A 24,226-nucleotide genomic window follows, 5' to 3' on the forward strand; every position below is an offset into this window, starting at 1 on the left:
GCTGAAAAGCATCATCTTTTTGTTGATTTTTCTTTGTGGGCAGATAAGTGGAATGTCATAGGTTAGTGGATACTTACATAAATAAATTATCCCAAACTTATCCACAATTCTGCCCGAGTTGTTCTCTTGCAAATTCACGTCAACCCCACTATCTTGTGATCCCTAGCCACTAGGGCACCATATATAGTGGTGGTTTGCTAAACAATTTTATATTCGTGCGATATCTAAAGCGCGTTCCTAAGGAATACAGGCACATAACATGAACCAACAGCTATCTGTATGCAAAAGAAACGGTCGCAAAGAACCGTTAGATCTAGATAAGATCCATCGTGTCATTACATGGGCGGCAGAAGGCCTAGATAACGTCTCAGTTTCTCAGGTTGAATTAAAGTCACACATCCAGTTTTATGACGGTATTCGTACTGGTGATATCCACGAAACGATTATTAAAGCTGCAGCCGATCTGATCTCAAAAGAGTCTCCAGATTATCAGTATCTAGCCGCTCGTTTGGCTATTTTCCACTTGCGTAAGAAAGCCTATGGCTGTTTTGAGCCGCCGCACTTACACGACCACGTGGTAAAGCTGGTTGAAGACAAGCGCTATGATCAGCACCTTCTCACTGACTACACAAAAGCAGAGTTTGATGAGCTAAATAGCTACATCGACCATAGCCGAGATATGAACTTCAGCTATGCAGCCGTTAAGCAGTTGGAAGGTAAGTACCTTGTACAAAACCGCGTAACAGGCGAGATCTATGAAAGTGCGCAGTTCTTATATGTTCTTGTTGCTGCAAGCCTGTTTGCAAACTACCCGAAAGAAACGCGTCTAGATTACATTAAGCGATTCTACGATGCGGTTTCAACATTCAAAATTTCATTACCAACGCCAATTATGGCGGGTGTTCGTACGCCGACACGTCAGTTTAGCTCATGCGTACTGATTGAATGTGCCGATAGCCTAGATTCAATCAACGCAACTTCTTCTGCGATTGTAAAATATGTCAGTCAGCGTGCTGGTATTGGTATCAACGCTGGTCGTATTCGTGCACTAGGTAGCCCAATCAGAAATGGTGAAGCGTACCACACAGGATGTATACCGTTTTATAAGCACTTCCAAACTGCCGTTAAAAGCTGTTCTCAAGGCGGTGTGCGTGGTGGCGCAGCTACCCTATTCTACCCGCTTTGGCATCTTGAAGTTGAAAACCTATTAGTACTAAAAAATAACCGTGGTGTTGAAGAAAACCGCGTGCGTCATTTAGATTATGGCGTGCAGTTCAACAAAACCATGTATAGCCGCCTAATTAAAGACGACTATATCACGCTATTTAGTCCATCAGATGTGCCAGGTCTTTACGACGCATTCTTTGAAGATCAAGATAAATTCGAAGAACTGTATGTTAAGTACGAGCAAGATGAGTCTATTCGTAAGAAACGCATTAAAGCGATTGAATTATTCTCAATGTTTGCACAAGAGCGTGCGAGCACTGGTCGTATTTATCTACAAAACGTTGACCACTGTAATACGCACAGCCCGTTTGACTCTAAGGTTGCACCGATCCGCCAGTCAAATCTATGTCTTGAAATTGCACTACCAACGAAGCCGTTAAGCCATGTAAATGACCCTGAAGGTGAAATTGCACTTTGTACGCTTTCAGCATTTAACTTAGGTGCCATCAAGTCTCTAGATGAGCTAGAAGAGTTAGCAGAGCTGGCGGTTCGCGCACTTGATAACCTATTAGACTATCAAGACTACCCTGTTCCTGCTGCGTACAATGCGACGATGGGACGCCGTACACTGGGTATCGGTGTGATTAACTTTGCTTATTATCTTGCAAAGAACGGTGTTAAGTACTCAGACGGTAGCGCTAACGGCCTAACACACAGAACATTTGAAGCGATCCAATACTATCTGATGAAAGCATCGAATGAACTGGCAAAAGAGCGCGGCGCTTGTCCTAAGTTTAACGAGACGACTTATTCACAAGGTATCATGCCAATAGATACCTATAAGCGTGACCTTGATAAAGTCTGTGAAGAGCCATTACAACTTGACTGGGATGCATTAAGAGCAAGTATCCAAGAACACGGTATGCGTAACTCAACGTTGTCAGCCTTGATGCCATCGGAAACATCATCGCAAATTTCAAATGCGACAAACGGCATTGAACCACCTCGTGGCCATATCAGTGTCAAAGCGAGTAAAGATGGTATCTTGAAGCAAGTTGTACCAGAGTACGACCGCCTCAAAGACAACTATGAGCTACTTTGGGATATTCCATCTAACGATGGTTACCTTGCGCTAGTTGGTATTATGCAGAAGTTCATCGATCAAACTATCTCTGCAAATACCAATTATGATCCAAGTAAGTTTGAAGCGGGTAAAGTTCCTATGAAGCTATTGCTAAAAGACTTACTCACCGCGTACAAACTTGGTGTTAAGACACTTTACTACCATAATACCCGCGACGGTGCTTCGGATGCTCAAGATGAGTTGAAACCAGAAGCAGAAGACGATGGCTGTGAAGGCGGCGCTTGTAAGATATAACTTTTTATGCGGGTGGTCTTCACCCGCTTTTTTAGGTATTGAGTAACACATTTATGGCATATTCTACGTTTAGCAGAAATCATAACGACCAATTAAAAGAACCGATGTTTTTCGGGCAAACTGTTAATGTATCTCGCTACGACCAACAGAAGTTCCCTATTTTCGAAAAGCTAATTGAAAAGCAATTATCGTTTTTCTGGCGTCCAGAAGAAGTAGACGTAAGTAAGGATAGATTGGACTTCCAGGCACTTCCTGAGCACGAAAGACATATCTTTTTGAGCAACCTAAAATATCAAACATTGCTAGACAGTGTGCAAGGTCGCTCTCCAAACGTTGCACTTTTGCCGATCGTCTCCATTCCTGAGCTTGAAACTTGGATCGAAACTTGGGCATTTAGTGAAACGATCCACAGTCGCTCTTACACTCACATTATTCGTAATGTGACGCAAAACCCGGAAGTGATCTTTGACGACATCGTGGGCAATGACAAAATTGTTGAACGTGCGGATGCAGTGACCAAGTATTACGACGAACTGATTGAAAAGGTAAGCCTTTATAATCAGTACGGTGAAGGAAAACATGAAATTAACGGCACAACGGTCGTCATTAATTTGTTTGAGCTGAAAAAGCTTCTGTACCTTTGCATCATGTCAGTAAACATCTTAGAAGCGATCCGCTTCTACGTGAGCTTTGCTTGCTCATTTGCTTTTGCTGAGCGAGAGCTTATGGAAGGTAATGCAAAGATAATCAAGCTAATTGCTCGTGATGAGGCGCTTCATTTGTCTGGCACACAGCATATGCTGAATATCATGCAAGAAGGCAAAGACGATCCAGAAATGTCTATCGTGGCAGCACAATGCCGTGAAGAAGCAATTAAGATGTTTGTTGAAGCAGCTGAGCAAGAAAAAGAATGGGCTGAGTACCTGTTTAAAGACGGTTCAATGATTGGCCTAAACAAAGATATTTTGTGTCAATACGTTGAGTACATCACAAATATTCGTATGGCAGCAGTTGGTTTACCAACGCAATTTGAGACCAAATCGAATCCTATTCCGTGGATCAATGCTTGGCTTGTTTCTGACAATGTTCAGGTTGCACCACAGGAAGCTGAGATCAGCTCATACCTTGTTGGACAAATCGACTCTGAAGTTGATGCCTCAGACTTTGGCGATTTCGACCTGTAATGGTTGAAAAGCCACCCTTCCTAATTCAGGTTGAGAATATTAAGGAGCCACTGGAATATGTGGCTTCTTCGTCTTCGATACTCGAAACACTTGAAGCCGCAAATATTGAAGTCCCCTATCAATGTCGCGAGGGTTTTTGCGGCGCCTGCCGCGCCAAACTCATCGAGGGACAAACACAGTACGCGAACGAACCACTTGCTTTTGTGAGAGATGGGGAAATTTTATTGTGCTGTAGCAGACCCACAAGCCATATTAAAATAGAGTTGCCGTAAATAACCAAAACACGAGATAGTAATTTGTTCTCTAACAGCCGTTATCCCTAACTAATGCCTTAAATCAGCTTGGTAATTTGAGTACGAATATAGTGTTCACTATCAGTAACACTCATCGCCCCATTTTCAAAAATCACATCCCAATGCAAACTTCGCGTCAGCATTTCACACAATTCAGCTACAAAGTCCGTGGGAATACTAAACACAGAGAAAGATCCAATAAACTGTAATTGCGCTCGACGCTCTTCAAACCATTGCTCACCGCCAGCACACAACACCACAACCTTAGTATAAAGCTTTTCATACTTGAGTATCTCATCGACTTCTAAGGTACCAATAAACAAAGCGACTTCAACCTGTTCGTTGTCATCTTCTAGCCATACATCCGGCCAATATTTTTTCTCCGCCTTGCTCCACTTTGCCGGCTTATCAAAAGATAGTGCGCAGATCCCAAGCAGTTTCATCGCAAAGTGCTCGCTACTTTCTTTTGACAACATGGCAGTAGTAAACGCTTCTTCATGGTGGCTATGGTGAAATAAGTCAGCAACCTTAATCCTTGCCTTGAAAACAAATGGCTTATTCATTATGTTGTGCTCACTTTAGCTTGTTTCTTAACTATAGCTGTAATTCTAATTTCAACAATAACTAAGTTATAGTATAACGTTATTGATCCGCAAAATTTGTAGTGTTATATTATCACTCTATTAGTAGAACAGCTCACTCGTTCAATACATAACCTAACTCGTGGTAATAAAAATATGTTTAAGCAGTCTCTTATCGCCAGCGCATTAATTTCAATAATAGGTGCAGCGCCAGCTTATGCTGCACAACTAACAGGTAAAGTGGTTGATGCAAACAACCAACCGCTCAGTAACGCCACTATCCACCTTCATGGCAAAAGCAAATCGGTAAAGTCAGATAAATTTGGCCAATTTACGATTGAGCTTGATGCTGACTCGCAGCTTCATATCTCAAAGCCAAACTACTTAGACCATCGTATTAATGTTACCGAAGAACAAGGTTTCGTACGTGTTGAGCTAACACCAACGTCCGTTGAGAGCATAGTTGTTTATTCTTCTGCCCTGCACAAAAATAGTATGGAAATGACCTCTCCAGTAAGTGTATTAAGCGGTGATGAACTAAAAAACCGTGCAAAACCCACACTGGGTGAAACACTAAAAGGCCAACCAGGGATCAATGCTAGTTACTTTGGTCCGGTGAGTTCAAGCCCAATCATTCGTGGCTTAGATGGACCGAGAGTCAAAATCACACAAAATGGGTTAGACAGTAGCGATGCCTCGCGCGTTGGTCCAGATCACGCCAACACTAATGACTCGCTAGCCGCGCAACAGATTGAAGTGCTAAGAGGCCCAGCTACCCTACTATACGGCTCAGGTGCAATAGGTGGTGTGGTTAATGTCGTTGATAATCGTATTCCGACTGATGTGATCGAAAGCCTTCAGGGCGCTGCCGACTATAGCCATGATACCAACTCAAATACCAATACCTTTGCGGTGTTATTAGAATCAGGCTTTGACGGCTTTAACTTCCATTTCGATGGCGTTAAGCGTAAAGGTGGTGACTATGAAACCCCAAATTTTGCGCTACCTCATGACGAACATGAAGAACACGAGCATGAACATGAAGGCGAAGATCATGCCCACGAAGCAGAAGAGCATGAAACAGAGTACGCCAGTCGCGTCGATAATACCTTTATCGACTCTGAGCAATTTAACTTAGGTACAAGTTACGTCGGCGATCATCTGACCGTTGGTTTCTCTTATGGCCGTGTTGATACGGACTATGGCATTCCTGCTCACTCTCATATTGGTCATGACCATGATCACGAACATGAAGAAGAAGGACATGACCACGAAGAAGAATCCGTATTTGCTCGAGTAAAGCAAGATCGTTGGCAAGGGCTTGTAAATTATGCAGTACACAGTGATTGGCTTGAATCTGTTGGTCTACGTGTCGGCTACACCGATTATGGACACGCTGAAATTGAAGATGGAAATATTGGTACTGTATTTGAGAATGATACAACTGAGTTACGCTTAACGGCGGAGCACCGCTTAGGAGAGTGGCACGGCACTGTTGGTTATCATTTCTCCGACAGCGATTACGCCGCGAACGGTGAAGAAGCTTTTACACCATCGACCAATACCAAAACGCACGCACTTTATATCCTTGAAGAACGTCGCTTTGGAGATTTTACGCTTGAGTTAGGTGCTCGAATCGAAGACTACCAGCTATCAAGTAAAGGTAACCAACTGGAAGCGTACGAAAACGACCATGACCATGACCATGACCATGAAGGTGAACACGACCACGACCATGGTGGTAACTTAGATAATGGGTTTATTTCTTATGACCTAGAAATGACTAATCTAAGCTTATCTATTGGTGGTGTGTACGACTTTGCTGAAGGTCAAAACGTTGCTGTTTCGCTGTCTCGCTCGGAGCGCGCACCATTAACCGCGGAACTTCTTTCAAATGGTATTCATATCGCAACCAGCACCTATGAACTAGGGCTTGGTTATGAGCTAGAAGGCGATCATTTACACTTTGAGCCACAAGATATTGAACAAGAGACATCAAACAACTTAGACATCAGCTTTAGAAAGTTCTCAGGTGACTTTGGCTATACCGTTAACTTCTTCTATAACGACATCGAAAACTTCTACTATCAAGCATTAACAGACTATATCTATAGTCCAGAGCACGGTTTAGAAGTGGCAGATCACGAACATGAAGGCGCTGTTCCAGTGTTTAAGTTTGAAAGCAGTGATGCCAAACTATACGGTCTTGAGTTTGATGCCCATTACAAATTAAGCAACTTTGCACGCGTTAAAGTGTTTGGTGACTCGCTAACAGCCAAGTTAGATAACGACGAATATTTACCACGTATCCCAAGTAACAAGCTAGGTCTTGATTACGAACACAGTTACGAGAACTTAACTGCTAACTTCACAGTGACGCATTACTTCAAGCAAGACAACATCGCCAGCTATGAAAGTGAAACTAAGGGCTATACGTTAGTGGATATGTCATTTAACTATGACTTTGAGTTTATGGGCAGTGACATGGTTGGTTATGTTAACCTTGATAATTTGACTAATGAACTCGGCTTTGTGCATAGCTCGTTTATCAAAGAGCAAGCCCCACTTCCAGGTCGTAACATTAAGCTTGGTATCAGAGGCTACTTTTAATACCGATTCCTTTCTTTTATAGAAACCAAAAAGCTACCTCTTATCGGTAGCTTTTTTATTTGGGTTGTTTATATTTTACTGCTTCTTATACTCAACATGATGAAGTGCTCAAAGTTGGTAGCGTCTAAAATATCAAGCGTGAACCTATGGCTATTCACCCAACGAGATAATATCCAATCAATGTTAGGGTTTTTCAAGTCACGCAGTGCAAGGATAAAGTCGCCTGTTGATGCTCCGCTTTTAACATGTTCTGCATAAAAAGTACGTAGTAAATGATTAAACCTTTCCTCTCCTAGCTCATGATGCAAGAGCGCAAAAAATAGCGCCCCTACCGAATAGGCATTAAGCCCCGCTTTGCCATATTCTTCAAACGTAGTCGTTAAATATTTTGGCTGTTTAACAAATTGTTTCTTTGCCCGTTTTAACACGTTTGTCATATGCGAGCTTAAAGACACCGTTTTATTCAACCGCGAATCCGTTAAATACTCTAAAAAGGTCGCCTTGCCTTCATTCCAACGCGGTGAGTAACTTTCATTCGAACGTGGATCCCATAAATGACTAAGTTCATGATACAGGCGGGTTACCTCCACAAACCCTTCGCTGTCTTGGATAATTGCGGTAACGTCAGCTTGAGCACCAAACCCCTTTGGGATCTCTATAAAACTAAACTCACCAGTACTTTGACGTTGACCAAACCAACTTTCATACAGTGTTATAGTTTGCTTTGCCTTTTCTATATAGTCAGTTGCATATTTATTTCCAGGTAACGTAAATAGCTTAAAGCCATGTCCTTTTGTCACGGTATATGGTGCAACCATGAAGTCCATTCTCCATGAGGGTTTCTGGTTTTTGTATGAATACACCTTTCGACCATGACTGGTTTCTATTACGCCTAGTAAAATGCCACCATTTGCTACTACTAAGCCACTATCCACTTCGATGTCAGCAGTGTAGTTATACAACTTCTGCCAAAAGCGTGACGCGCGATTTACCCTATCATCAGGCACTGTGATGAGCGGGTAAGCATATGCGTCCATACGAATAATAGAAAATAAAGGGGTGATGTCATCTTTAATATAACCCATCCCAGTTTCCACATATCCCTTTATATGGCCAGAATAATTAACAGTAAAAGTTGTTTGTTGATCTGGTTGGAGCGTCTCAGATAACGATAATTTAATATAATTAGACTGAAATAGTGAGTCATCAATATTACTTACTACTCGTTGTGTATAGTTGAGGGATTTACCCGCTTCCGAAGTGATACTGACTACACTAAGCAAGCGATAAAGTCTTAAAGGGATTACTCTAGTTGGTGTTGTTCCTTGGTTTTTAACCGTTATCGTTGCGCTGCCAGATAGACTGCTTGTTTGTGTATGAATGCTGAGATTGAGATGATAGTTAGTTGCAAATGTTTCTATTTTTTCAATACTAGGGAGCTCGTTTGCTGAAGCAGAAATGCAGCTTAGCCACAAAAAAATACGTAGCAAATACATCGTCTATCCTTAATATTATTTTGTTGTTTTAACAAAAATAGAGCGGAAGACGTGTTTTTACTACCATATTTTTTTGTATCATTGTTTTAGATCAAAAAACAATATCTATTAATCACTAAACCAGCTAGGTTCTCGTACCAAAGATTTTGTCACCGGCATCACCTAGACCTGGCACAATATATCCTTTTTCATTTAGATGACTATCCAGCGAAGCGGTATAAATTTCAACATCAGGATGCGCTTCTTCCACCAGCTTTACTCCCTCTGGCGCTGCCACAAGTACAATCGCTCTGATCTCTTTTGAACCTGCTTTTTTTAGCATGTCGATAGTAGCAATCAGTGAACCACCAGTCGCAAGCATTGGGTCAATAACTAATGCAAGTCTGGCATCGATATTGCCCACCAACTTCTCAAAATAAGGCACAGGCTCAAGTGTTTCTTCGTTGCGCTGTAAACCCACAACACTCACTTTAGCTGCAGGGATCAACTGCAGTATGCCATCTAGCATTCCCAAACCGGCTCTTAAAATTGGCACTAAGGTGATCTTTTTACCTGTAAGCCTTTTAACTGTTAACTCGTTACCGTCCCAAGCAGAAATAACTTGATCGCTCAACGTCAAATCTTTTGTTGCTTCGTAAGTGAGTAAGTTGCCAACTTCTGAGACAATTTCGCGAAAGTTTTTGGTTGATATACCCTGCTCTCGCAAGAGTCCAAGTTTATGCTGAACTAATGGGTGATCAATTACATGTAATGCCATGGCTGCGTATCCTTATAAACTGCTAAAGAAATCTTCTGGTTTATGCCTTACTGGCTTTGTACACTGCACTGTAGGCGTGCCTAAATAAAGGTAGCCTACGATCTCATCTTTTTCATCGAGACCAAGTTGCTTTTTCACTTCAGGGCTTTGGGCAAAGTAGCCCGTTCGCCACACACCAGACAACCCCTGTGCAAAAGCCGCTTGCTGCATAGCAAGTACACTACAACCGGCACTTTGAATTTGCTCAATACGAGGCACTTTTGGATGTTCTTGATAAGGAGATACTGCGATGATCAACATAGGCGCGCGCTCTGGTAGTTGTCTCGCTCTATCTATCACCCGCTGCTCTTGCAGCTCTTTCACCGCCGCTTGATAATAGATTTCACCTAGCTTTTCACGGCCTTTTTCTTCAACTGTAATAAATCTAAACGGTGTTAAGCCACCATGATCTGGCACTTTTAGTGCTGCTTTTTTAATGATTTCTAACTGAGCTGGATTAGGTCCAGGAAAAGACAGATTGCTATCTGACTGGCGTGTTAAGAGTAATTCTATGGCGTCCATTAACTCATCCCGTGTTGTGCCTTCAAAATGGCCGTGAATTATACCAATTTGACTTATTACGTGTCTCGAAATAGACCAAATACTTAAGCAAATTGGTATTACGTGGCTTGTAGTCTACCATTTTCCCTTAAATTCGACCACGCGACATCACGGATTTCTGAATAGCATCTTTGCAATATTTCGTTTTACTCTGGAAGTAAATCGCGTTGTTTCCTATCAATAAGTATCCTCAACCAATAGTCGACACTGACATAACGTCCACCACCGGTAAAAAATAGTGAAAGTAGTAATGCAAAGTAAGTTGCCGCAAATTCAATTCCATTGTTTAAAATAACAATATTGCCTTTTTCGTAGAGATAATTCGGTCTGCCATTTTCTTCGACTATCTCTTTAATTAAATCCAAACGTTGCTTTGCTGCTACGCTATTTTCTAAACTCACTTTGGCTTCGTCAAAGCCGAGCCAGTCTAATACTTTAGCGGCGCTGGTGTCTGGGTTTGTTGGCGTTACCGAAAACCAGCCATGCTCCAAATGCACCGTAGTTGCAGCAACAACCATAGTCACCATGAGCGGAATAGACACTAAACGAGTAAGCAGGCCAAACAAAATTAACCAACCACCTAAAAACTCCGTCCAAGCGGCGAGAAAGGCAAGCAAGTCAGGAAAAGGTAAACCTAAGCCCCATTCACTATTGCCAAACCATGCGACAATATTGGGATCGGCGAGGAGACTTTGTAAAAATGTCGCGTCCGGATTAGCCAAATTTAATTTATTGTAACCTGCAATGATCATAACTGGCGCGACAATAAGGCGCATGAGTAATGGCGCGATACCAGAAAAATGTTTAGATAAATGTTGTAGTTGCCGATACGGCTTTAGTAGGTTGGCAAGCATATGCGGTCCATAGTTGATGTTTGAATTATCAGTATAGACCGCAGATTGGGTTGGGTTATTTCGTAAGGGCCTGTTAATCTTTCAAGTTTGTTTTTGCAGCAGTTTGATTGGTGTTTATACAAGGCAGAGCCTGCGTAGCATAGTTGTTCTATGTGAGTCAGGCGATAACACAGTAGAAATGCCAATCAAGCGCTGCCCTATGGGTTCACCTGAGTGCGCTTTGTTCATTGTTGCTCAACTCTTGCTTAGATTACTAGGCGGCAAGTCGAGCGTCGCGACCAAAACACACTCAGGAGAACAAAAATCAAACAGTAAAGTTCAACAGACCCTAAATCTTTCTTGCTACCTGAAGGGCCTCTGCAATCGCTCGCTTAGCATCAATCGCTGCGGCCAGTTTAGCCCCACCAATAACGTGCTGATTTTCAGGTAGTGCTTCTTTATCGAACAAGCTATCGTTAGAAACTTGTCCAATACAAGCAATGACTGTATCTACATCTAACAGTTGTTCTTCACCTGCTACTCTTACAGTCAAACCTTGATTATCAAAGCTGATATATTCGCATTCTGCAATTTGCTGAACATTGTGATGTTTTGCAACAGCTCTGTGGATCCAGCCAGTGGTCTTACCTAAGTCTTTACCAAAACGTCCTTCAGAGCGTTTTAACATATAAATAGGTCTTTGCTCTTGTGATGGTTGCGCTTCACATTCTATCCCCCACTGTGATTTAAAATCAGGAATAGTTTGTTCTCGCTCTTCAGTTAAAAACGCTACCATGTCAAAGCCAATACCACCTGCACCTAAAATAGCGATTTTATTGCCTAATTCTACTTCACCTTTAATAACTTCGTCATAGGCAAACACACGTTTCCCATCTGCACATTCTATTTTCGACATACGTGGGCTTACACCCGTTGCAAATACCACATCATCAAACGCGTTTGCCATTGTTTCTTCGTATGGTGTATTTAGACAAAGCTCAACACCTAAGCGATTTATTTCGCTAACATAGTATTTAAGCGTATGTTGGAAATCTTCTTTACCTGGTATTCGCATCGCTAAATTAAACTGACCACCAAGCTCACTACCTTTATCAATCAACTTAACTTGGTGGCCTTTTTTAGCGAGATAATAACTTACAGACAGTCCAGCTGGTCCTGCCCCAACAACGAGTACTTGTTTTTTCCTTTGGGCACTTTGAAGTGGATAATCCAATTCAAATCCCGCTTGTGGATTCACCAAACATGTTGCTCGTTTGCCTTTAAATACATGGTCTAAACAACCCTGATTACAACCGATGCAAATATTGATTTGCGCCGAGCGCTGCTCTTGATATTTGTTAAAGAATTCAGGATCAGCGAGTAACGGACGCGCCATAGAAATAAGATCGGCATCTCCTTTAGCTAAGATGTCATTAGCAAGATCTGGGGTGTTAATCCTATTTACTGCTACAACAGGTATATCAACGGCTTGTTTTAATCTATGTGACGCTTCACGATAGGCACCAGGAGGCACCATCGAAGCAATTGTTGGAACACGCGCTTCGTGCCAACCAATACCGGTGTTAAGAATATCCACACCTGCCGCGACCAACGCTTTGGCTTGAAGCACAACTTCTTCTGGTGTTGAGCCATTTGGGATTAAGTCCATGACCGACAGACGAAAAACGATTATGAACTTATCGCTCACTTTTGCTCTAACCGCTTTTACAATATCTGTTGCCAATCGCATTCTGTTTTCTAAGCTACCACCATACTCATCGGTGCGTTTATTGGTATGACCCGCCATAAACTCATTGATTAAATAACCCTCTGAGCCCATGATCTCCACACCATCGTAGCCTGCTTTTTCGGCCAATTTAGCTGAGTGAGCAAAGTCTTTAATCGTACCTTTGATTGCGCTTACGCTCATTGCTTTTGGTTTATATGGATTAATCGGTGCTTTTATCGCACTAGGTGCAGTGTTGAATGGATGATAAGCATAGCGCCCTGCATGTAGTAACTGTAGACAAATTTTGCCACCATGCTTATGTACTACATCAGTGTATGCTTTGTGTTTAATTACATCGTATAACGAGTTAAAAGAAGAAGAAATTGGTGTCAACTTACCGCGTAGGTTTGGACTGTAGCCACCGGTTACTATCAGACCCACTCCACCTTTTGCTCGTTCCTCATAAAACGCAGCCAGTCGCTTTCGGTTGTGCCACCCTTCTTCAAGCCCGGTATGCATTGATCCCATTACCAAGCGATTTCGCAAACTGGTATGTTTAAGTTGTAGTTCTTGTTCTAACATTTGCCGCCCCACAAAACTGGTCTTACCTGTGAACATTAACGTTTTTTTATTATTTGGCAAGTCTTAAGGAGAAAGAAATTAACGAATTTGGCAGCATTGGCGATATTTCAATCATGAAAATACTTCGTTACGTTTTTCTATTATTCATGAAACTCGCTCTGATATATGATAAATGTATAGAGTTGTATTGAAGTTAAGCATAAGGGATCATTTTGAAACTGATAGCGAATATTTTTAAAGGCATTTGGGCCACACTGAACTTTTCCAGGCGATTAATTTTAAATCTGCTGTTTTTATTCATTCTTATCGCCATCGTGATAAGTATTGTATCGGGTGAGGATCAGGTTAAGGTCGAAAATAAAAGCGTACTACGTTTAAACCTGAACGGTATCATAGTTGAGCAATTGACCTATGTTGACCCTGTTGAGGCGGCAATGAGTGATGCTTTTGGTGACTCAGAAGAGCCAAGCGAAATTTTATTAGATGATGTCATCGATGTTATCAATAAAGCAGCTCAAGATGACCGCATTACAGTGATGTATCTTGATTTACAGCGTCTTCATAGCGCCCATCTCGACAAATTACGAGATATTAAAGACGCGCTCGCGAATTTCAAAACGGCGGGCAAAAAAATCTATGCCCACGGCGCCTATTACACTCAAGCTCAATATTATCTCGCCTCAGTAGCCGATGAAATTTCTCTACATCCTTACGGTGGAGTTAATATCACCGGATTTGGCATGTATCCGCTGTATTTTAAAGAAGCCCTTGATAAGCTAAAAGTTACGCAGCATATTTTCCGCGTTGGTACATATAAGTCGGCCGTTGAGCCTTATATTCGCAGCGATATGTCACCTGAAGCAAAAGAGTCGAATCTTGGATGGATCACCCCGCTTTGGACACAATATAAAACAGAAGTAGCCGAGAACCGCGGTTTCGATGTGGCTAATTTTGATGAAACCTTCGCTGCATTAACAGACAAAATGGAAGCGGCACAAGGCGATTCCGCCAAATACGCTATCGACAACCAATGGGTCGATGCGTTAACGACCAATCAAGCTTTTGCACAGAAACTGATCGATGAAGTTGGTCTCGATGCAAAAGGAAAATCTTTTAAACAGGTCTCGTTCAATCAATATCTATCGACGTTGCCGCCTAAAGAGTTTGCAGAAAATCCATTTACCGAAAAAGTCGCAGTGGTTGTTGCTAAAGGTCAAATCTCTGATGGCAAGCGTAAAGCGGGTGCTATTGGTGGCGATTCAACAGCTGCACTACTTAAAAAGGCCCGCCTTAACGACAAAGTGAAAGCCGTTGTACTAAGAATTGACTCTGGCGGTGGTAGCATGTTTGCTTCTGAAACCATTCGTAATGAAGTTATTGCACTAAAAGCCGCTGGAAAACCCGTGATAGCATCAATGGGTTCAGTTGCAGCTTCTGGTGGTTATTGGATTGCAGCGTCAGCTAATGAAATTTGGGCATCACCAAGCACGATCACGGGTTCTATTGGTGTATTTGGCATGATCATGACCTTTGAAAATGCAGCAAACTCATTAGGCATATACTCTGATGGTGTTGCAACAACCGAATTAAAAGGCCAATCTCCATTCAGAGGGATAGATGGTGGCTATAAAAACCTTATCCAGATGGGGGTTGAAGATGCCTATGATAAGTTTATCTCTATGGTTGCAACCGAGCGAAACCTTGATAAGTCAGCGGTTAACGAAGTTGCGCAAGGACGTGTCTGGCTAGCAACTCAGGCGCTTGATTTTGGCCTAGTTGATAAGTTAGGTAACAAGAACGATGCCATTGAAGCGGCAGCAAGTCTTGCCAATTTAGAGATGTATGATGTTATCACTATTGAACAAACACTCACCGAGCAAGAAAAGCTGATGCAGCAATTATTCGGTGCATCTATGGTGCAAAGCGCCATTAGTGCCCTTGTACCTGAGCAATCGATATTCGCAAAAACTGCATTAAATACCCTAGACAGTGTTAGCAATACAATAGCACTACAAACTCAGATGTTAGGCCAGCTTAACGATCCTAACCATGTCTATACGCTTTGCTTAGTGTGTAACGTTTCACCTGAGTAAAATCGATTAAGCACTGCAATTGTGGTGCTGTAATTGTTATACTGAGCCCAGATTTTATTCTGGGCTTTTTTATGAAAAGAAAAAAAATATATATCGCCTATACCGGTGGTACCATTGGTATGAAGCAATCCAGTCGCGGTTACGTTCCGGTTGCAGGATATCTAACAGATACGGTAAAAAATAACGCTGAGTTTACTCGCGATGAAATGCCGCTTTTTGATATTCATGAATATTGCCCGTTAATTGATTCGTCAGATATGTCACCGCATCACTGGCAACTTATCGCGGATGACATTCAATCAAAATATCACGACTACGACGGCTTTGTGGTGCTACATGGCACAGATACAATGGCCTACACTGCCTCTGCACTATCCTTCATGTTTGAGAACTTAACAAAACCTGTGATAGTGACCGGCTCTCAAATTCCGTTGTCACAACTGCGCTCTGATGGTCAAGTAAATCTATTAAACGCGATGTATTTGGCTGCCAACTACCCTATCGCCGAAGTAAGTTTGTTTTTCAACAATAAACTTTACCGCGGTAATAGAGCAATCAAAGCTCATGCTGATGGCTTCGATGCATTCGCTTCTCCAAACCTTTCGCCGCTGGCACAAGCTGGGATCAATATTCAGCTGATCGAAGGGAAGCTAAGCCCTTACGTTGAGCAAAGCTTGCAAGTCACCAAGATTTCACCTCAACCTATCGCGGTAATGCATTTGTATCCAGGGATTTCAACTGAAATCCTTAAGAACCTAATGCGTGGCGAGATGAAAGCGTTAATCTTATTGAGCTTCGGTGTTGGTAACGCGCCACAAGACGAGCATTTTTTAACTGAGCTTAAAGCAATCAGCGACCGCGGAGTGGTGATTATCAACCTCACCCAATGTATTCAAGGAAAAGTGAATATGGGCGGCTACGCGACAGGAAATGCGTTATTAAACTGTGGTGTGATCAGTGGCTACGATATGACACTAGAAGCGTGCTTAACAAAGCTACACTATTTATTTAGCCAGCAGCTAGAGCTTGAAACGATCCGCCATTTGATGCAAGACAATCTGCGCGGTGAGCTAACTCGATAGCAGTAAAGCGAAAAAGTAACACAACAAAAAAGCCGTGGTATCGTTACCACGGCTTTTAAATCAGCTCGAAATGCTCCGAACGTCGATTATTATCTAACTTTTGCTTCGATATCGACAAGATCAGTAAGGTGACAAGTTTCACCACTGTGTGTCTTTATGCCGTGCTCACCAAAGTAATCACGCTGTGCTTGCACCAAGTGTCCGTTGCTTGGCGTGCTCAGTGTTGCAATATAAGTTTGCGTCGCAGCAAGCACTGGGAAAGACAAACCAGTCGCCACCGCTTTACCTGTAATACTACGTAGTGCAAGTGCAGGCTTCTCAAGTGAATCGATAAATTCAACACCTTCAGCGATATCGTCTAAGTAATCAGCTCGGATAATACAGCCCGCACGCCAGGTTTGTAGCGTTTTATTGAGATCCACTTTCCATTGGTGTGCACGAGACGCCCCCTTAATCAGTGCAAGACCTTGGCGGTAACATAGTAAACTGGCAAAATAGAATGCGTCTTTTAACTCGTCTAAATCAACCTCAATTGTTTGCGTTGATTTATTCGCATACGTCATTTCTTTCGCAGCTGGAGTATCAATAGTGTTGGTGAGATGGCGAGCTTGTACCGCAGCCACAAGCGAAGGTACGGCAATACCAAGCTCCAGTGCGTTTTGCGCCGTCCAAAGGCCAGTGCCCTTAGCTCCTACCTTATTGTCGATGAGGTCGACTAAAGACTCGCTCTGCTCTGTTTCTAGACTTAAAATGTGGCTAGAAATTGCAAGTAGATAACTATTTAATTTACCTTCAGACCAAGATTCAAAAATCTCAGCAACTTCTTTAGGAGAGCGACCGGTACCCAGACGAAGCAATTGATAAAGCTCCGCAATGAGCTGCATCAACGCATACTCAATACCGTTGTGCACCATTTTAACAAAGTGACCGCTGGCCGATTGCCCCACACGCGCGAAACATGACTCGTTGTTGTAGCTCGCAGCAACCTTTTCGAACCAAGGCTCGATACGCTCCCAACCACCTTCTGACCCACTTGCCATCATTGCAGGACCATGACGTGCACCTTCGGCACCGCCTGAAATTCCCATAGTGGCAAACTCAAATTTATTCTGATATTTCAATTTACGTGCGATACCATCTTTGTAATTACTGTTACCACAGTCAACGATGATATCGTCTTTTTCAACTCCAGCTTCAACCAAATCGCTACAAACTTTATCTACTAGTTCACCCGCTGGAACGAGTAATAAAATCGAGCGAGGAGTCTCTAATCTTCTGATCATATCACCGAGATCAGACACTATGTGTAAGCGCTCCGCCATACCTAACGACTGTGCGCAACTCAATAATTCCGCACCTACTTCGGGGTTCTTGTCGTAAGCGACTAAGGTCATCCCCTTCTCAATTAGATTTAGCGCGAGGTTTTTACCCATCACACCCAAACCAACTAATGCAACCTGCATTTAGTTTCCTCCTCGGTAACATCAAAACTTTATGCGTTCGTGTATGTGCATTATACCTGAGCGACCATGATTGACCAGCGAGACACACAATTCACTGATATCATATCGGTCCCCAAAATATGACAGCTAACACAATTCACTGTATAGCAATATAGTGACAGCAGCACGAATTCACCAATTTTGTGATAAATCTCAAATAGTCCTCTAAGCTGTAAGGTAAAATATTCGAGATTGACGGCCACTGACACCGGTGTCATAATGATGACATATAGATCATATAACTTAATTCGAGTGTTAAAAAGGGTTTTGCATAATTCTTTATGCTCTAATTAGTTAAATCGTGATTTTACAATGTGACATGTGTAAAAAAACAGCAATTTTGATTTACTTTTAACACATTCATAAGTTTTTGCTTACCTTGATAAGCTAACAGGAGAATCTGATGCTTAGACGCACAAAAATCGTCGCAACACTGGGGCCAGCGACGGATAGAGATAACAACTTAGAAAAAATCATTCGTGCCGGTACCAACGTAGTCAGACTAAACTTTTCACACGGTGTCGCTCAAGATCACAAAAATAGAGCCGAAGCCGTTCGCGAAATTGCTAAACGCTTGGGTGTAAATGTAGCGATCCTTGCAGATTTACAAGGTCCTAAAATCCGCGTTTCAACATTTAAAGAAGGCAAAGTGTTCCTAGAAGTGGGTGCAAAATTCACTCTCGACGCAAAAATGGAACCTGGCCAAGGTCACGTTGAAGCTGTGGGTATCGACTATAAAGAATTACCGAATGACGTAAAACAAGGTGATTTACTGTTATTGAACGATGGACTTATTCAGCTTGTTGTTGAAGAAGTACAAGGTCACTTGGTTCATACCAATGTTAAAGTTGGCGGCGTATTGTCGAATAATAAAGGGATCAACCGTTTAGGTGGCGGCTTAACAGCACCTGCATTTACTGACAAAGACAAAGAAGACTTGCTCACAGCAACAGAAATTGGTGTGGACTATATCGCGGTTTCGTTCCCTCGCAGTGGTGACGACATGCGTTACGTTAGAGGACTGGCGGAGAAAGCAGGTTCTAATGCACAATTACTTGCAAAAATTGAACGTGCAGAAGCGGTTGAAACCGTAGAAGCGATTGACGACATCGTACTGGCTTCTGATGCGGTGATGGTTGCCCGTGGTGATCTAGGTGTAGAAATTGGCGATGCAGCTCTTGTTGGTAAACAGAAGCAAATTATCAGCCGTGCTCGCTCACTAAACCGTACGGTGATCACTGCCACACAAATGATGGAGTCAATGATTGACAACCCAATGCCAACTCGTGCTGAAGTTATGGATGTCGCAAACGCAGTGCTTGATGGCACTGATGCGGTAATGCTTTCAGCGGAAACAGCTGCTGGTGATTACCCAGAACAAACGGTCGCGGCAATGGCACGTGTGTGTTTAGGTGCAGAATCCCAACCGCAGATCCATATCTCTAAACATCGTTTAGACAGCCGTTTTGCTGATACCTGTGAAACTATCGCTCTGTCGGCAATGTACGCTGCAAACCATTTAGACTCAGTAAAGGCAATTGTTGCACTAACTGAATCGGGTAATACCGCAAAATTGATGTCTCGTATCAGTTCTGGATTGCCTATTTACGCACTGTCTCGCCATCAATCAACACTTGGGCAGGCATCACTCTATCGTGGTGTATATCCGGTAAGATTTGACTCGACGCAATGCTCAGATGATTCAACTGTTCGTGAAGCGCTTGATACGCTAGTAGCTGCAGGCTCATTGGAAAAAGGCGACACAGTGATCATCACACACGGTGATAAGATGGAAACTATCGGCGCCAGTAACACGCTGAAAATCGTCACAGTGTAAAAGCGTTGAACTAGGTAGCCTTGCTGCCTAGTTCATCTTTCCTTAGAATACTCTAAAGTGTACAAGCACATAAAATACACTACGTCACCGTAGGCTAAACACGGTGCAAATCACTTTAGCTCGCTATCGTATCAGCTTGCGAGTGCGGCCTTTACTTTATCACGGTAACTACGGCTGACTTTAAGCTCTTGACCATTCTCAAGTACCAATAAATATTCGCCACTGCTTTGCGTGACCAGTTTACTGATCTGCTTAGTGTTAACAATTGCAGAGCGATGTACGCGTACAAATAACGTTGGATCTAACTCTTGTTCTAGATCTTTCATTGTTTTACGTAAAATATGAGTCTGACCATCGCTACAGTGTAAGCACATGTAGTCACCGGCTGCATCAATCCACTGAATTGACGATGTAGATACTCGAATGATTTCACCCTGCTCTTTTACCGCGAGCGACTCCGGGAATTTTTTATCTTCAATTGTATCTCCTGTTGCAAGTTTTTTAAGGATTTCTTCACAGTTATTACCAGTGATCCCTGCAACAAAGCTGGCTAGCTTTTTCTTATGCGCATTGTCTTGTTGTGTTTTTAAATAGCTTTGCACTTTCTCCACCGCCTGTTTTAATCTGTTGTCATCAACGGGTTTTAAGATGTAATCCAGCGCATGGATCTCAAATGCCTTTACAGCATATTGATCAAACGCAGTTACAAATACGATAGCAGGCAATGGTTTAACACTTTCACTCAACGCTCTCGCCACTTCAAAACCGTTCATGTTCGGCATTTGAATATCGAGAAAGACCAGATCTATGTCCTCAGATTTGCATAGATCGATTGCTTGTTGACCACTGCCACACAATTCTACAACTTCGATTTCAGAAAAATCTCTTAACCTTACCGCTAACCCTTTTCTCGCTAGCGGCTCGTCATCTACGATTAGTGTTCTAATTTTGCTCATTACTTCTTCGCCCTTTCATATGGAACGCGAATGTTTACCTTCAAACCAGTTGGCTCATTATCCGAGAGCACAAATGAATAATTATTTTCGTACAAGGTTTTTAAACGGTCTTTGGTATTCGCTAAACCCACTCCCTGTGCACTTTTCAGTTGCCCACCTTCCAATTCTGCGCCAGGACCATTGTCTCCTACTTCCAAGAGTAGTTCATTGGCAAACACCTGCGCTTTTATTTCAATTTTGCCGCCATGCTCCATATGGGCAATTGCGTATTTAATGCTATTTTCAATGAGTGGTTGTAGGATCAAGCTTGGTACTAGTGCCTGTTCAGCTTCTTCTGTCACATCAAGCTCAATAGATAAGCGCTCATCAAATCGCACCTTCTCAATTTCTAAGTACAGCTTTAATGCATGTAGTTCTTGCTCAAGCGGTACCTTTTTTATTGGATCTGTGTTCAATGTATGCCGCAAGAAATCACTGAGCCTTGAGACCATTTGATTCGCATCTTTGTTTTCTTCAACCAATATAAGCGTTGAAATTGCATTAAGCGTATTGAATAGAAAATGCGGATTCAATTGATATCTCAGCATTTTCAATTGCGCTTCATGGGCCATAGTATTGGCTTTCAAAGCTTTTTGACGCTCACTCTGTAGCAACTGGTAATACTTAATACCAAAGTACAGTCCACTCCAACAGAGTATGATATAGACAGAGTCTAGTCCCTGCTGTAAGTAATAAAACCACTCATCCGGTCGATATCCGTGGCGATATATTTCCCAATGATTAAACTTCTGAACGACCGCCCATAGTGTTCCAGTTACATATGACGCCGTAAACACAACGAATATCAGCACCAACGGTGTTGCATTCCAAATTTTACGATAGAGGTATCGTAGCGGTACGGTCATCAAGCAACCAGCATAGGCATTTAATGCGATGACAAACACATAAATATCACGCATTTCAAAGACTTTTGAGCCAATATAGTTAACTAGCGCGTAGCCCAGCCAACCGGCTATTTGTAATACCCAGAAAAATCTCTGCCTGTTATCAACCAGTGATTGCCACTTCAAAATGATTATACCTCTTCTATCTTAACTGGATTATATCTCAGCATGTCGTCTCTATTCACTGCTGGTGGTCTCAGTTTTTACACACCTTGCCGCAAATAAAAAAGGCACCTTAGTGCCTTTTTTTGAAATAAATTAACCAGTTAATTTATATTCATCTATTCAAACTGTCGCTCTTAAGCAAGCTTGTCAGATGCCACTTTATAAGTAGGATCTGCTTGGCCGTCTAGCTCAACGAGATCTTTAGCTTTACTTAGCAATACTTTACAGTCTTGGCTTAAGTGGCGAAGATGCAGCGTTTTACCAGCCTTTTTATAACGTTCAGCTAACGCATCTATCGCTTCAATTGCACTGTGGTCAGCAACACGGCTATGTTTAAATTCAACAATGATATCATCAGGGTCATTGTTAACATCAAACAGCTCAGCAAAGTTTTTCACCGACCCAAAAAACAGAGGTCCGTGTAATTCATATACCTTGGAGCCTTGCTCATCAATATAATTATTGGTGTAAATATGTTTCGCATGCTCCCACGCGAATACGAGTGCCGAAACAATGACACCAACGCAAACTGCGATGGCCAAATCCGTAATCACTGTAACCCCCGACACCAAGACGATTACAAATGCATCTGATTTAGGGATCTTTCTTATTAATCTAAAACTTGACCATTCAAAAGTCCCTAATACCACCATAAACATTACACCAACTAACGCCGCAAGCGGGATCATCTCGATAAGGCTTGCCGCAAACAGAATAAATACAAGTAGTAATAATGCCGCTGTGATACCTGACAAACGACTACGTCCACCAGAATTAATATTGATCATTGATTGCCCAATCATCGCACAGCCCCCCATCGCACCAAACACACCACAAGTAACGTTAGCCGCACCTTGACCGATACATTCGCGGTTACTGTGACCACGTGTTTCGGTGATTTCGTCGATTAACGTGAGCGTTAGTAGAGATTCAATCAAACCAATCGCTGCTAGGATAAGTGCGTATGGGAAGATGATTTTAAATGTTTCAAATGTCCATGGTACTTCGGGGATATGGAAAGCAGGAAAACCACCGGCTATCGTTGCATCTACGTTACCTGACATATCTTTCAGATAATCAAGCACATTACGAGCATCTAAATCTAAACCAATAACAATACCGGTTACCACTAAAATCGCCGCTAGACTCGAAGGCACAGCGGTTGTTAGCTTTGGTAAAAAGTGAATAATGGCCATAGTCAATGCTACCAAGCCAGCCATAATATATAGCGCCTCACCTTGCATCCACGTAAGATTACCCTGTTCGTCAAGTACTTTGAATTGTCCAAGCTGGGCGAGGAAGATAACGATAGCTAAGCCATTTACAAAGCCTAGCATTACAGGATGCGGTACCATACGTATAAACTTGCCGAGCTTAAATATACCCGCGAGTATTTGTAAAAGGCCCATGAGTAATACGGTTGCAAAGAGATACTCTACACCATGCTCAACAACGAGGCTCACCATTACTACGGCAAGAGCCCCTGTTGCACCCGAGATCATACCCGGCCTACCACCAAAGATTGAAGTCACAAGACCGACAATAAATGCTGCGTATAAACCGACTAATGGGTCCACTTGTGCAACAAAAGCGAAAGCCACAGCCTCAGGCACAAGTGCCAAAGCGACCGTAAGCCCAGACAGTACATCGTTTTTAGCAGAGCTAGGCGCTTTGCTGATAAGATTAAACATCAATATCCTCTGGTGTGAATTGACTATGAACACAAAGGCGGCGGATTTTAGCAAAAAGCAGCGCCTTTAACAAATAAGATACAAGCGTGTATCGCAAACTCGTTTGCAATACATAGCTCAATAAAGCAGTTTATATTGTAGTATAGAACAATGGTGAAAAGATGACGGGAAGCCCTACCCAACGAAGCAGGGCAACAAATTGTATTAAAGTGGTAAGGAAGTGCTGCGCTTAACGCAAGTCATTGTAACGTTTGAGTGTACTTCTTGGACGAATTCTAAATTAAGTAAGTTATCACGAACAAATTGCTCATAGCCTTCAATGCCTTTCGAAATGATACGCAGCATAAAGTCCATGGTACCTGCCATAGAGTAGCACTCTGTCACTTCGTCATAACTTAAGATCAATTTTTCAAACTCGGCAAGGTTGTTGCGGCCATGGTTTGAAAGCCTAACATGCGCATAAACCAACATATCAAATCCGAGTTTTTTCTCATCCAGCAATGCAACTTTGCCTTTGATATAACCGTCTTGCTCTAATTTAGCGATGCGACGCCAACAAGGTGACTGAGATAGTCCCACTTTATCAGCGATTTCAGCGGTAGAAAGACTTGCGTCTTGCTGTAACAATGCCAGTATCTGGCGATCTACTTGGTTCAATGACATATCTATTCTAGTTTAATTAGCACATCAGTCTATTAACCGATGCTGATTGTTATTCCCTGAAGCATAGCAAATTAAAAAATGCA

Annotated in this window: 18 protein-coding genes; 7 read left to right on the forward strand and 11 right to left on the reverse strand. The window is 42.4% G+C overall.

Translation table 11 applies throughout. The annotated features are described in order from the left end of the window. Nucleotides 1–259: 259 nt before the first annotated feature. From nrdA to yfaE, 3 genes are read left to right on the forward strand one after another with little or no spacing between them, the layout of a single operon-like run. Nucleotides 260–2,545 (forward strand): class 1a ribonucleoside-diphosphate reductase subunit alpha, encoded by a 2,286-nt coding sequence (gene nrdA / locus NH462_RS17135; protein WP_010377018.1) that lies wholly within the window; start codon nucleotides 260–262, stop codon nucleotides 2,543–2,545. Nucleotides 2,546–2,598: 53 nt separating this feature from the next. Then, nucleotides 2,599–3,729: a class Ia ribonucleoside-diphosphate reductase subunit beta gene (gene nrdB / locus NH462_RS17140; RefSeq protein WP_010377015.1), complete on the forward strand. Its 1,131-nt coding sequence runs from the start codon at nucleotides 2,599–2,601 to the stop codon at nucleotides 3,727–3,729. Further along, on the forward strand, nucleotides 3,729–4,001 hold the full coding sequence (yfaE, locus tag NH462_RS17145; protein ID WP_010377013.1) for a class I ribonucleotide reductase maintenance protein YfaE: 273 nt from the start codon (nucleotides 3,729–3,731) through the stop codon (nucleotides 3,999–4,001). The genes nrdB and yfaE overlap by 1 nt, the downstream gene beginning before the upstream one ends. Nucleotides 4,002–4,060: 59 nt before the next feature. On the opposite strand, the gene NH462_RS17150 is transcribed toward yfaE, so the two are convergent. Beyond that, nucleotides 4,061–4,585: a YaeQ family protein gene (locus NH462_RS17150; protein ID WP_253106814.1), complete on the reverse strand. Its 525-nt coding sequence runs from the start codon at nucleotides 4,583–4,585 to the stop codon at nucleotides 4,061–4,063. 174 nt (nucleotides 4,586–4,759) lie between these two features. Between NH462_RS17150 and NH462_RS17155 the strand changes: the two genes are divergently transcribed. Further along, entirely contained in the window at nucleotides 4,760–7,213 is a 2,454-nt protein-coding gene (locus NH462_RS17155; RefSeq protein ID WP_253106815.1) for a TonB-dependent receptor, read from the forward strand. Between the two features lie 68 nt (nucleotides 7,214–7,281). Here NH462_RS17155 and NH462_RS17160 read toward each other — a convergent pair whose 3' ends face one another. The 5 genes from NH462_RS17160 to NH462_RS17180 all read right to left on the reverse strand — a co-directional run bounded on the left by NH462_RS17160 (nucleotide 7,282) and on the right by NH462_RS17180 (nucleotide 13,210). Continuing rightward, nucleotides 7,282–8,709 (reverse strand): M1 family aminopeptidase, encoded by a 1,428-nt coding sequence (locus tag NH462_RS17160; RefSeq protein ID WP_253106816.1) that lies wholly within the window; start codon nucleotides 8,707–8,709, stop codon nucleotides 7,282–7,284. Nucleotides 8,710–8,833: 124 nt separating this feature from the next. Then, complete coding sequence (gene upp / locus NH462_RS17165) at nucleotides 8,834–9,466, reverse strand: uracil phosphoribosyltransferase (protein WP_010377000.1); 633 nt, start codon at nucleotides 9,464–9,466, stop codon at nucleotides 8,834–8,836. Between the two features lie 12 nt (nucleotides 9,467–9,478). Then, entirely contained in the window at nucleotides 9,479–10,027 is a 549-nt protein-coding gene (locus NH462_RS17170) for an NAD(P)H nitroreductase (protein ID WP_010376998.1), read from the reverse strand. Between the two features lie 185 nt (nucleotides 10,028–10,212). Beyond that, nucleotides 10,213–10,920 (reverse strand): DoxX family protein, encoded by a 708-nt coding sequence (locus NH462_RS17175; RefSeq protein WP_253106817.1) that lies wholly within the window; start codon nucleotides 10,918–10,920, stop codon nucleotides 10,213–10,215. 328 nt (nucleotides 10,921–11,248) lie between these two features. Beyond that, complete coding sequence (locus NH462_RS17180; RefSeq protein WP_253106818.1) at nucleotides 11,249–13,210, reverse strand: NADPH-dependent 2,4-dienoyl-CoA reductase; 1,962 nt, start codon at nucleotides 13,208–13,210, stop codon at nucleotides 11,249–11,251. 212 nt (nucleotides 13,211–13,422) lie between these two features. On the opposite strand from NH462_RS17180, the gene sppA reads away from it, so the two are divergent. Both sppA and ansA read left to right on the forward strand, forming a co-directional pair. Continuing rightward, the gene (gene sppA / locus NH462_RS17185; RefSeq protein WP_253106819.1) at nucleotides 13,423–15,303 is read left to right on the forward strand and encodes a signal peptide peptidase SppA; all 1,881 of its coding nucleotides are present in this window, start codon (nucleotides 13,423–13,425) and stop codon (nucleotides 15,301–15,303) included. Nucleotides 15,304–15,374: 71 nt separating this feature from the next. Continuing rightward, nucleotides 15,375–16,385 carry an asparaginase gene (ansA, locus tag NH462_RS17190; protein WP_010376991.1) on the forward strand — a complete coding sequence of 337 codons (1,011 nt, stop codon included), beginning with the start codon at nucleotides 15,375–15,377 and terminating at the stop codon, nucleotides 16,383–16,385. Nucleotides 16,386–16,474: 89 nt separating this feature from the next. On the opposite strand, the gene gndA is transcribed toward ansA, so the two are convergent. Next, the gene (gene gndA / locus NH462_RS17195; protein ID WP_010376989.1) at nucleotides 16,475–17,848 is read right to left on the reverse strand and encodes an NADP-dependent phosphogluconate dehydrogenase; all 1,374 of its coding nucleotides are present in this window, start codon (nucleotides 17,846–17,848) and stop codon (nucleotides 16,475–16,477) included. A 442-nt stretch (nucleotides 17,849–18,290) separates the two neighbouring features. On the opposite strand from gndA, the gene pyk reads away from it, so the two are divergent. After that, complete coding sequence (gene pyk, locus NH462_RS17200) at nucleotides 18,291–19,724, forward strand: pyruvate kinase (protein WP_010376985.1); 1,434 nt, start codon at nucleotides 18,291–18,293, stop codon at nucleotides 19,722–19,724. Between the two features lie 131 nt (nucleotides 19,725–19,855). Here pyk and NH462_RS17205 read toward each other — a convergent pair whose 3' ends face one another. The 4 genes from NH462_RS17205 to NH462_RS17220 all read right to left on the reverse strand — a co-directional run bounded on the left by NH462_RS17205 (nucleotide 19,856) and on the right by NH462_RS17220 (nucleotide 24,143). Next, nucleotides 19,856–20,680, reverse strand: a complete 825-nt coding sequence (locus NH462_RS17205) for a LytTR family DNA-binding domain-containing protein (protein ID WP_010376983.1) — start codon at nucleotides 20,678–20,680, stop codon at nucleotides 19,856–19,858. Further along, nucleotides 20,680–21,750 carry a histidine kinase gene (locus NH462_RS17210; RefSeq protein WP_010376981.1) on the reverse strand — a complete coding sequence of 357 codons (1,071 nt, stop codon included), beginning with the start codon at nucleotides 21,748–21,750 and terminating at the stop codon, nucleotides 20,680–20,682. The genes NH462_RS17205 and NH462_RS17210 overlap by 1 nt, the downstream gene beginning before the upstream one ends. Nucleotides 21,751–21,923: 173 nt before the next feature. Next, on the reverse strand, nucleotides 21,924–23,480 hold the full coding sequence (locus tag NH462_RS17215) for a SulP family inorganic anion transporter (protein ID WP_010376980.1): 1,557 nt from the start codon (nucleotides 23,478–23,480) through the stop codon (nucleotides 21,924–21,926). A gap of 204 nt (nucleotides 23,481–23,684) precedes the next feature. Continuing rightward, nucleotides 23,685–24,143: an Lrp/AsnC family transcriptional regulator gene (locus NH462_RS17220; RefSeq protein WP_010376979.1), complete on the reverse strand. Its 459-nt coding sequence runs from the start codon at nucleotides 24,141–24,143 to the stop codon at nucleotides 23,685–23,687. Nucleotides 24,144–24,226 lie beyond the last annotated feature (83 nt).

Origin of the sequence: Pseudoalteromonas sp. OANN1, assembly GCF_024124685.1 — a bacterium.
GTDB lineage: Bacteria > Pseudomonadota > Gammaproteobacteria > Enterobacterales > Alteromonadaceae > Pseudoalteromonas > Pseudoalteromonas piscicida.

Coding starts and splice junctions, on each gene's coding strand:
- NH462_RS17155 (WP_253106815.1), top strand. CDS start 4,760: ATGTTTAAGCAGTCTCTTATCGCCAGCGCATTAATTTCAATAATAGGT.
- pyk (WP_010376985.1), top strand. CDS start 18,291: ATGCTTAGACGCACAAAAATCGTCGCAACACTGGGGCCAGCGACGGAT.
- NH462_RS17175 (WP_253106817.1), bottom strand. CDS start 10,920: ATGCTTGCCAACCTACTAAAGCCGTATCGGCAACTACAACATTTATCT.
- NH462_RS17180 (WP_253106818.1), bottom strand. CDS start 13,210: ATGTTAGAACAAGAACTACAACTTAAACATACCAGTTTGCGAAATCGC.
- NH462_RS17150 (WP_253106814.1), bottom strand. CDS start 4,585: ATGAATAAGCCATTTGTTTTCAAGGCAAGGATTAAGGTTGCTGACTTA.
- NH462_RS17160 (WP_253106816.1), bottom strand. CDS start 8,709: ATGTATTTGCTACGTATTTTTTTGTGGCTAAGCTGCATTTCTGCTTCA.
- gndA (WP_010376989.1), bottom strand. CDS start 17,848: ATGCAGGTTGCATTAGTTGGTTTGGGTGTGATGGGTAAAAACCTCGCG.
- NH462_RS17170 (WP_010376998.1), bottom strand. CDS start 10,027: ATGGACGCCATAGAATTACTCTTAACACGCCAGTCAGATAGCAATCTG.
- NH462_RS17220 (WP_010376979.1), bottom strand. CDS start 24,143: ATGTCATTGAACCAAGTAGATCGCCAGATACTGGCATTGTTACAGCAA.
- nrdA (WP_010377018.1), top strand. CDS start 260: ATGAACCAACAGCTATCTGTATGCAAAAGAAACGGTCGCAAAGAACCG.
- yfaE (WP_010377013.1), top strand. CDS start 3,729: ATGGTTGAAAAGCCACCCTTCCTAATTCAGGTTGAGAATATTAAGGAG.
- upp (WP_010377000.1), bottom strand. CDS start 9,466: ATGGCATTACATGTAATTGATCACCCATTAGTTCAGCATAAACTTGGA.
- nrdB (WP_010377015.1), top strand. CDS start 2,599: ATGGCATATTCTACGTTTAGCAGAAATCATAACGACCAATTAAAAGAA.
- NH462_RS17215 (WP_010376980.1), bottom strand. CDS start 23,480: ATGTTTAATCTTATCAGCAAAGCGCCTAGCTCTGCTAAAAACGATGTA.
- NH462_RS17205 (WP_010376983.1), bottom strand. CDS start 20,680: ATGAGCAAAATTAGAACACTAATCGTAGATGACGAGCCGCTAGCGAGA.
- ansA (WP_010376991.1), top strand. CDS start 15,375: ATGAAAAGAAAAAAAATATATATCGCCTATACCGGTGGTACCATTGGT.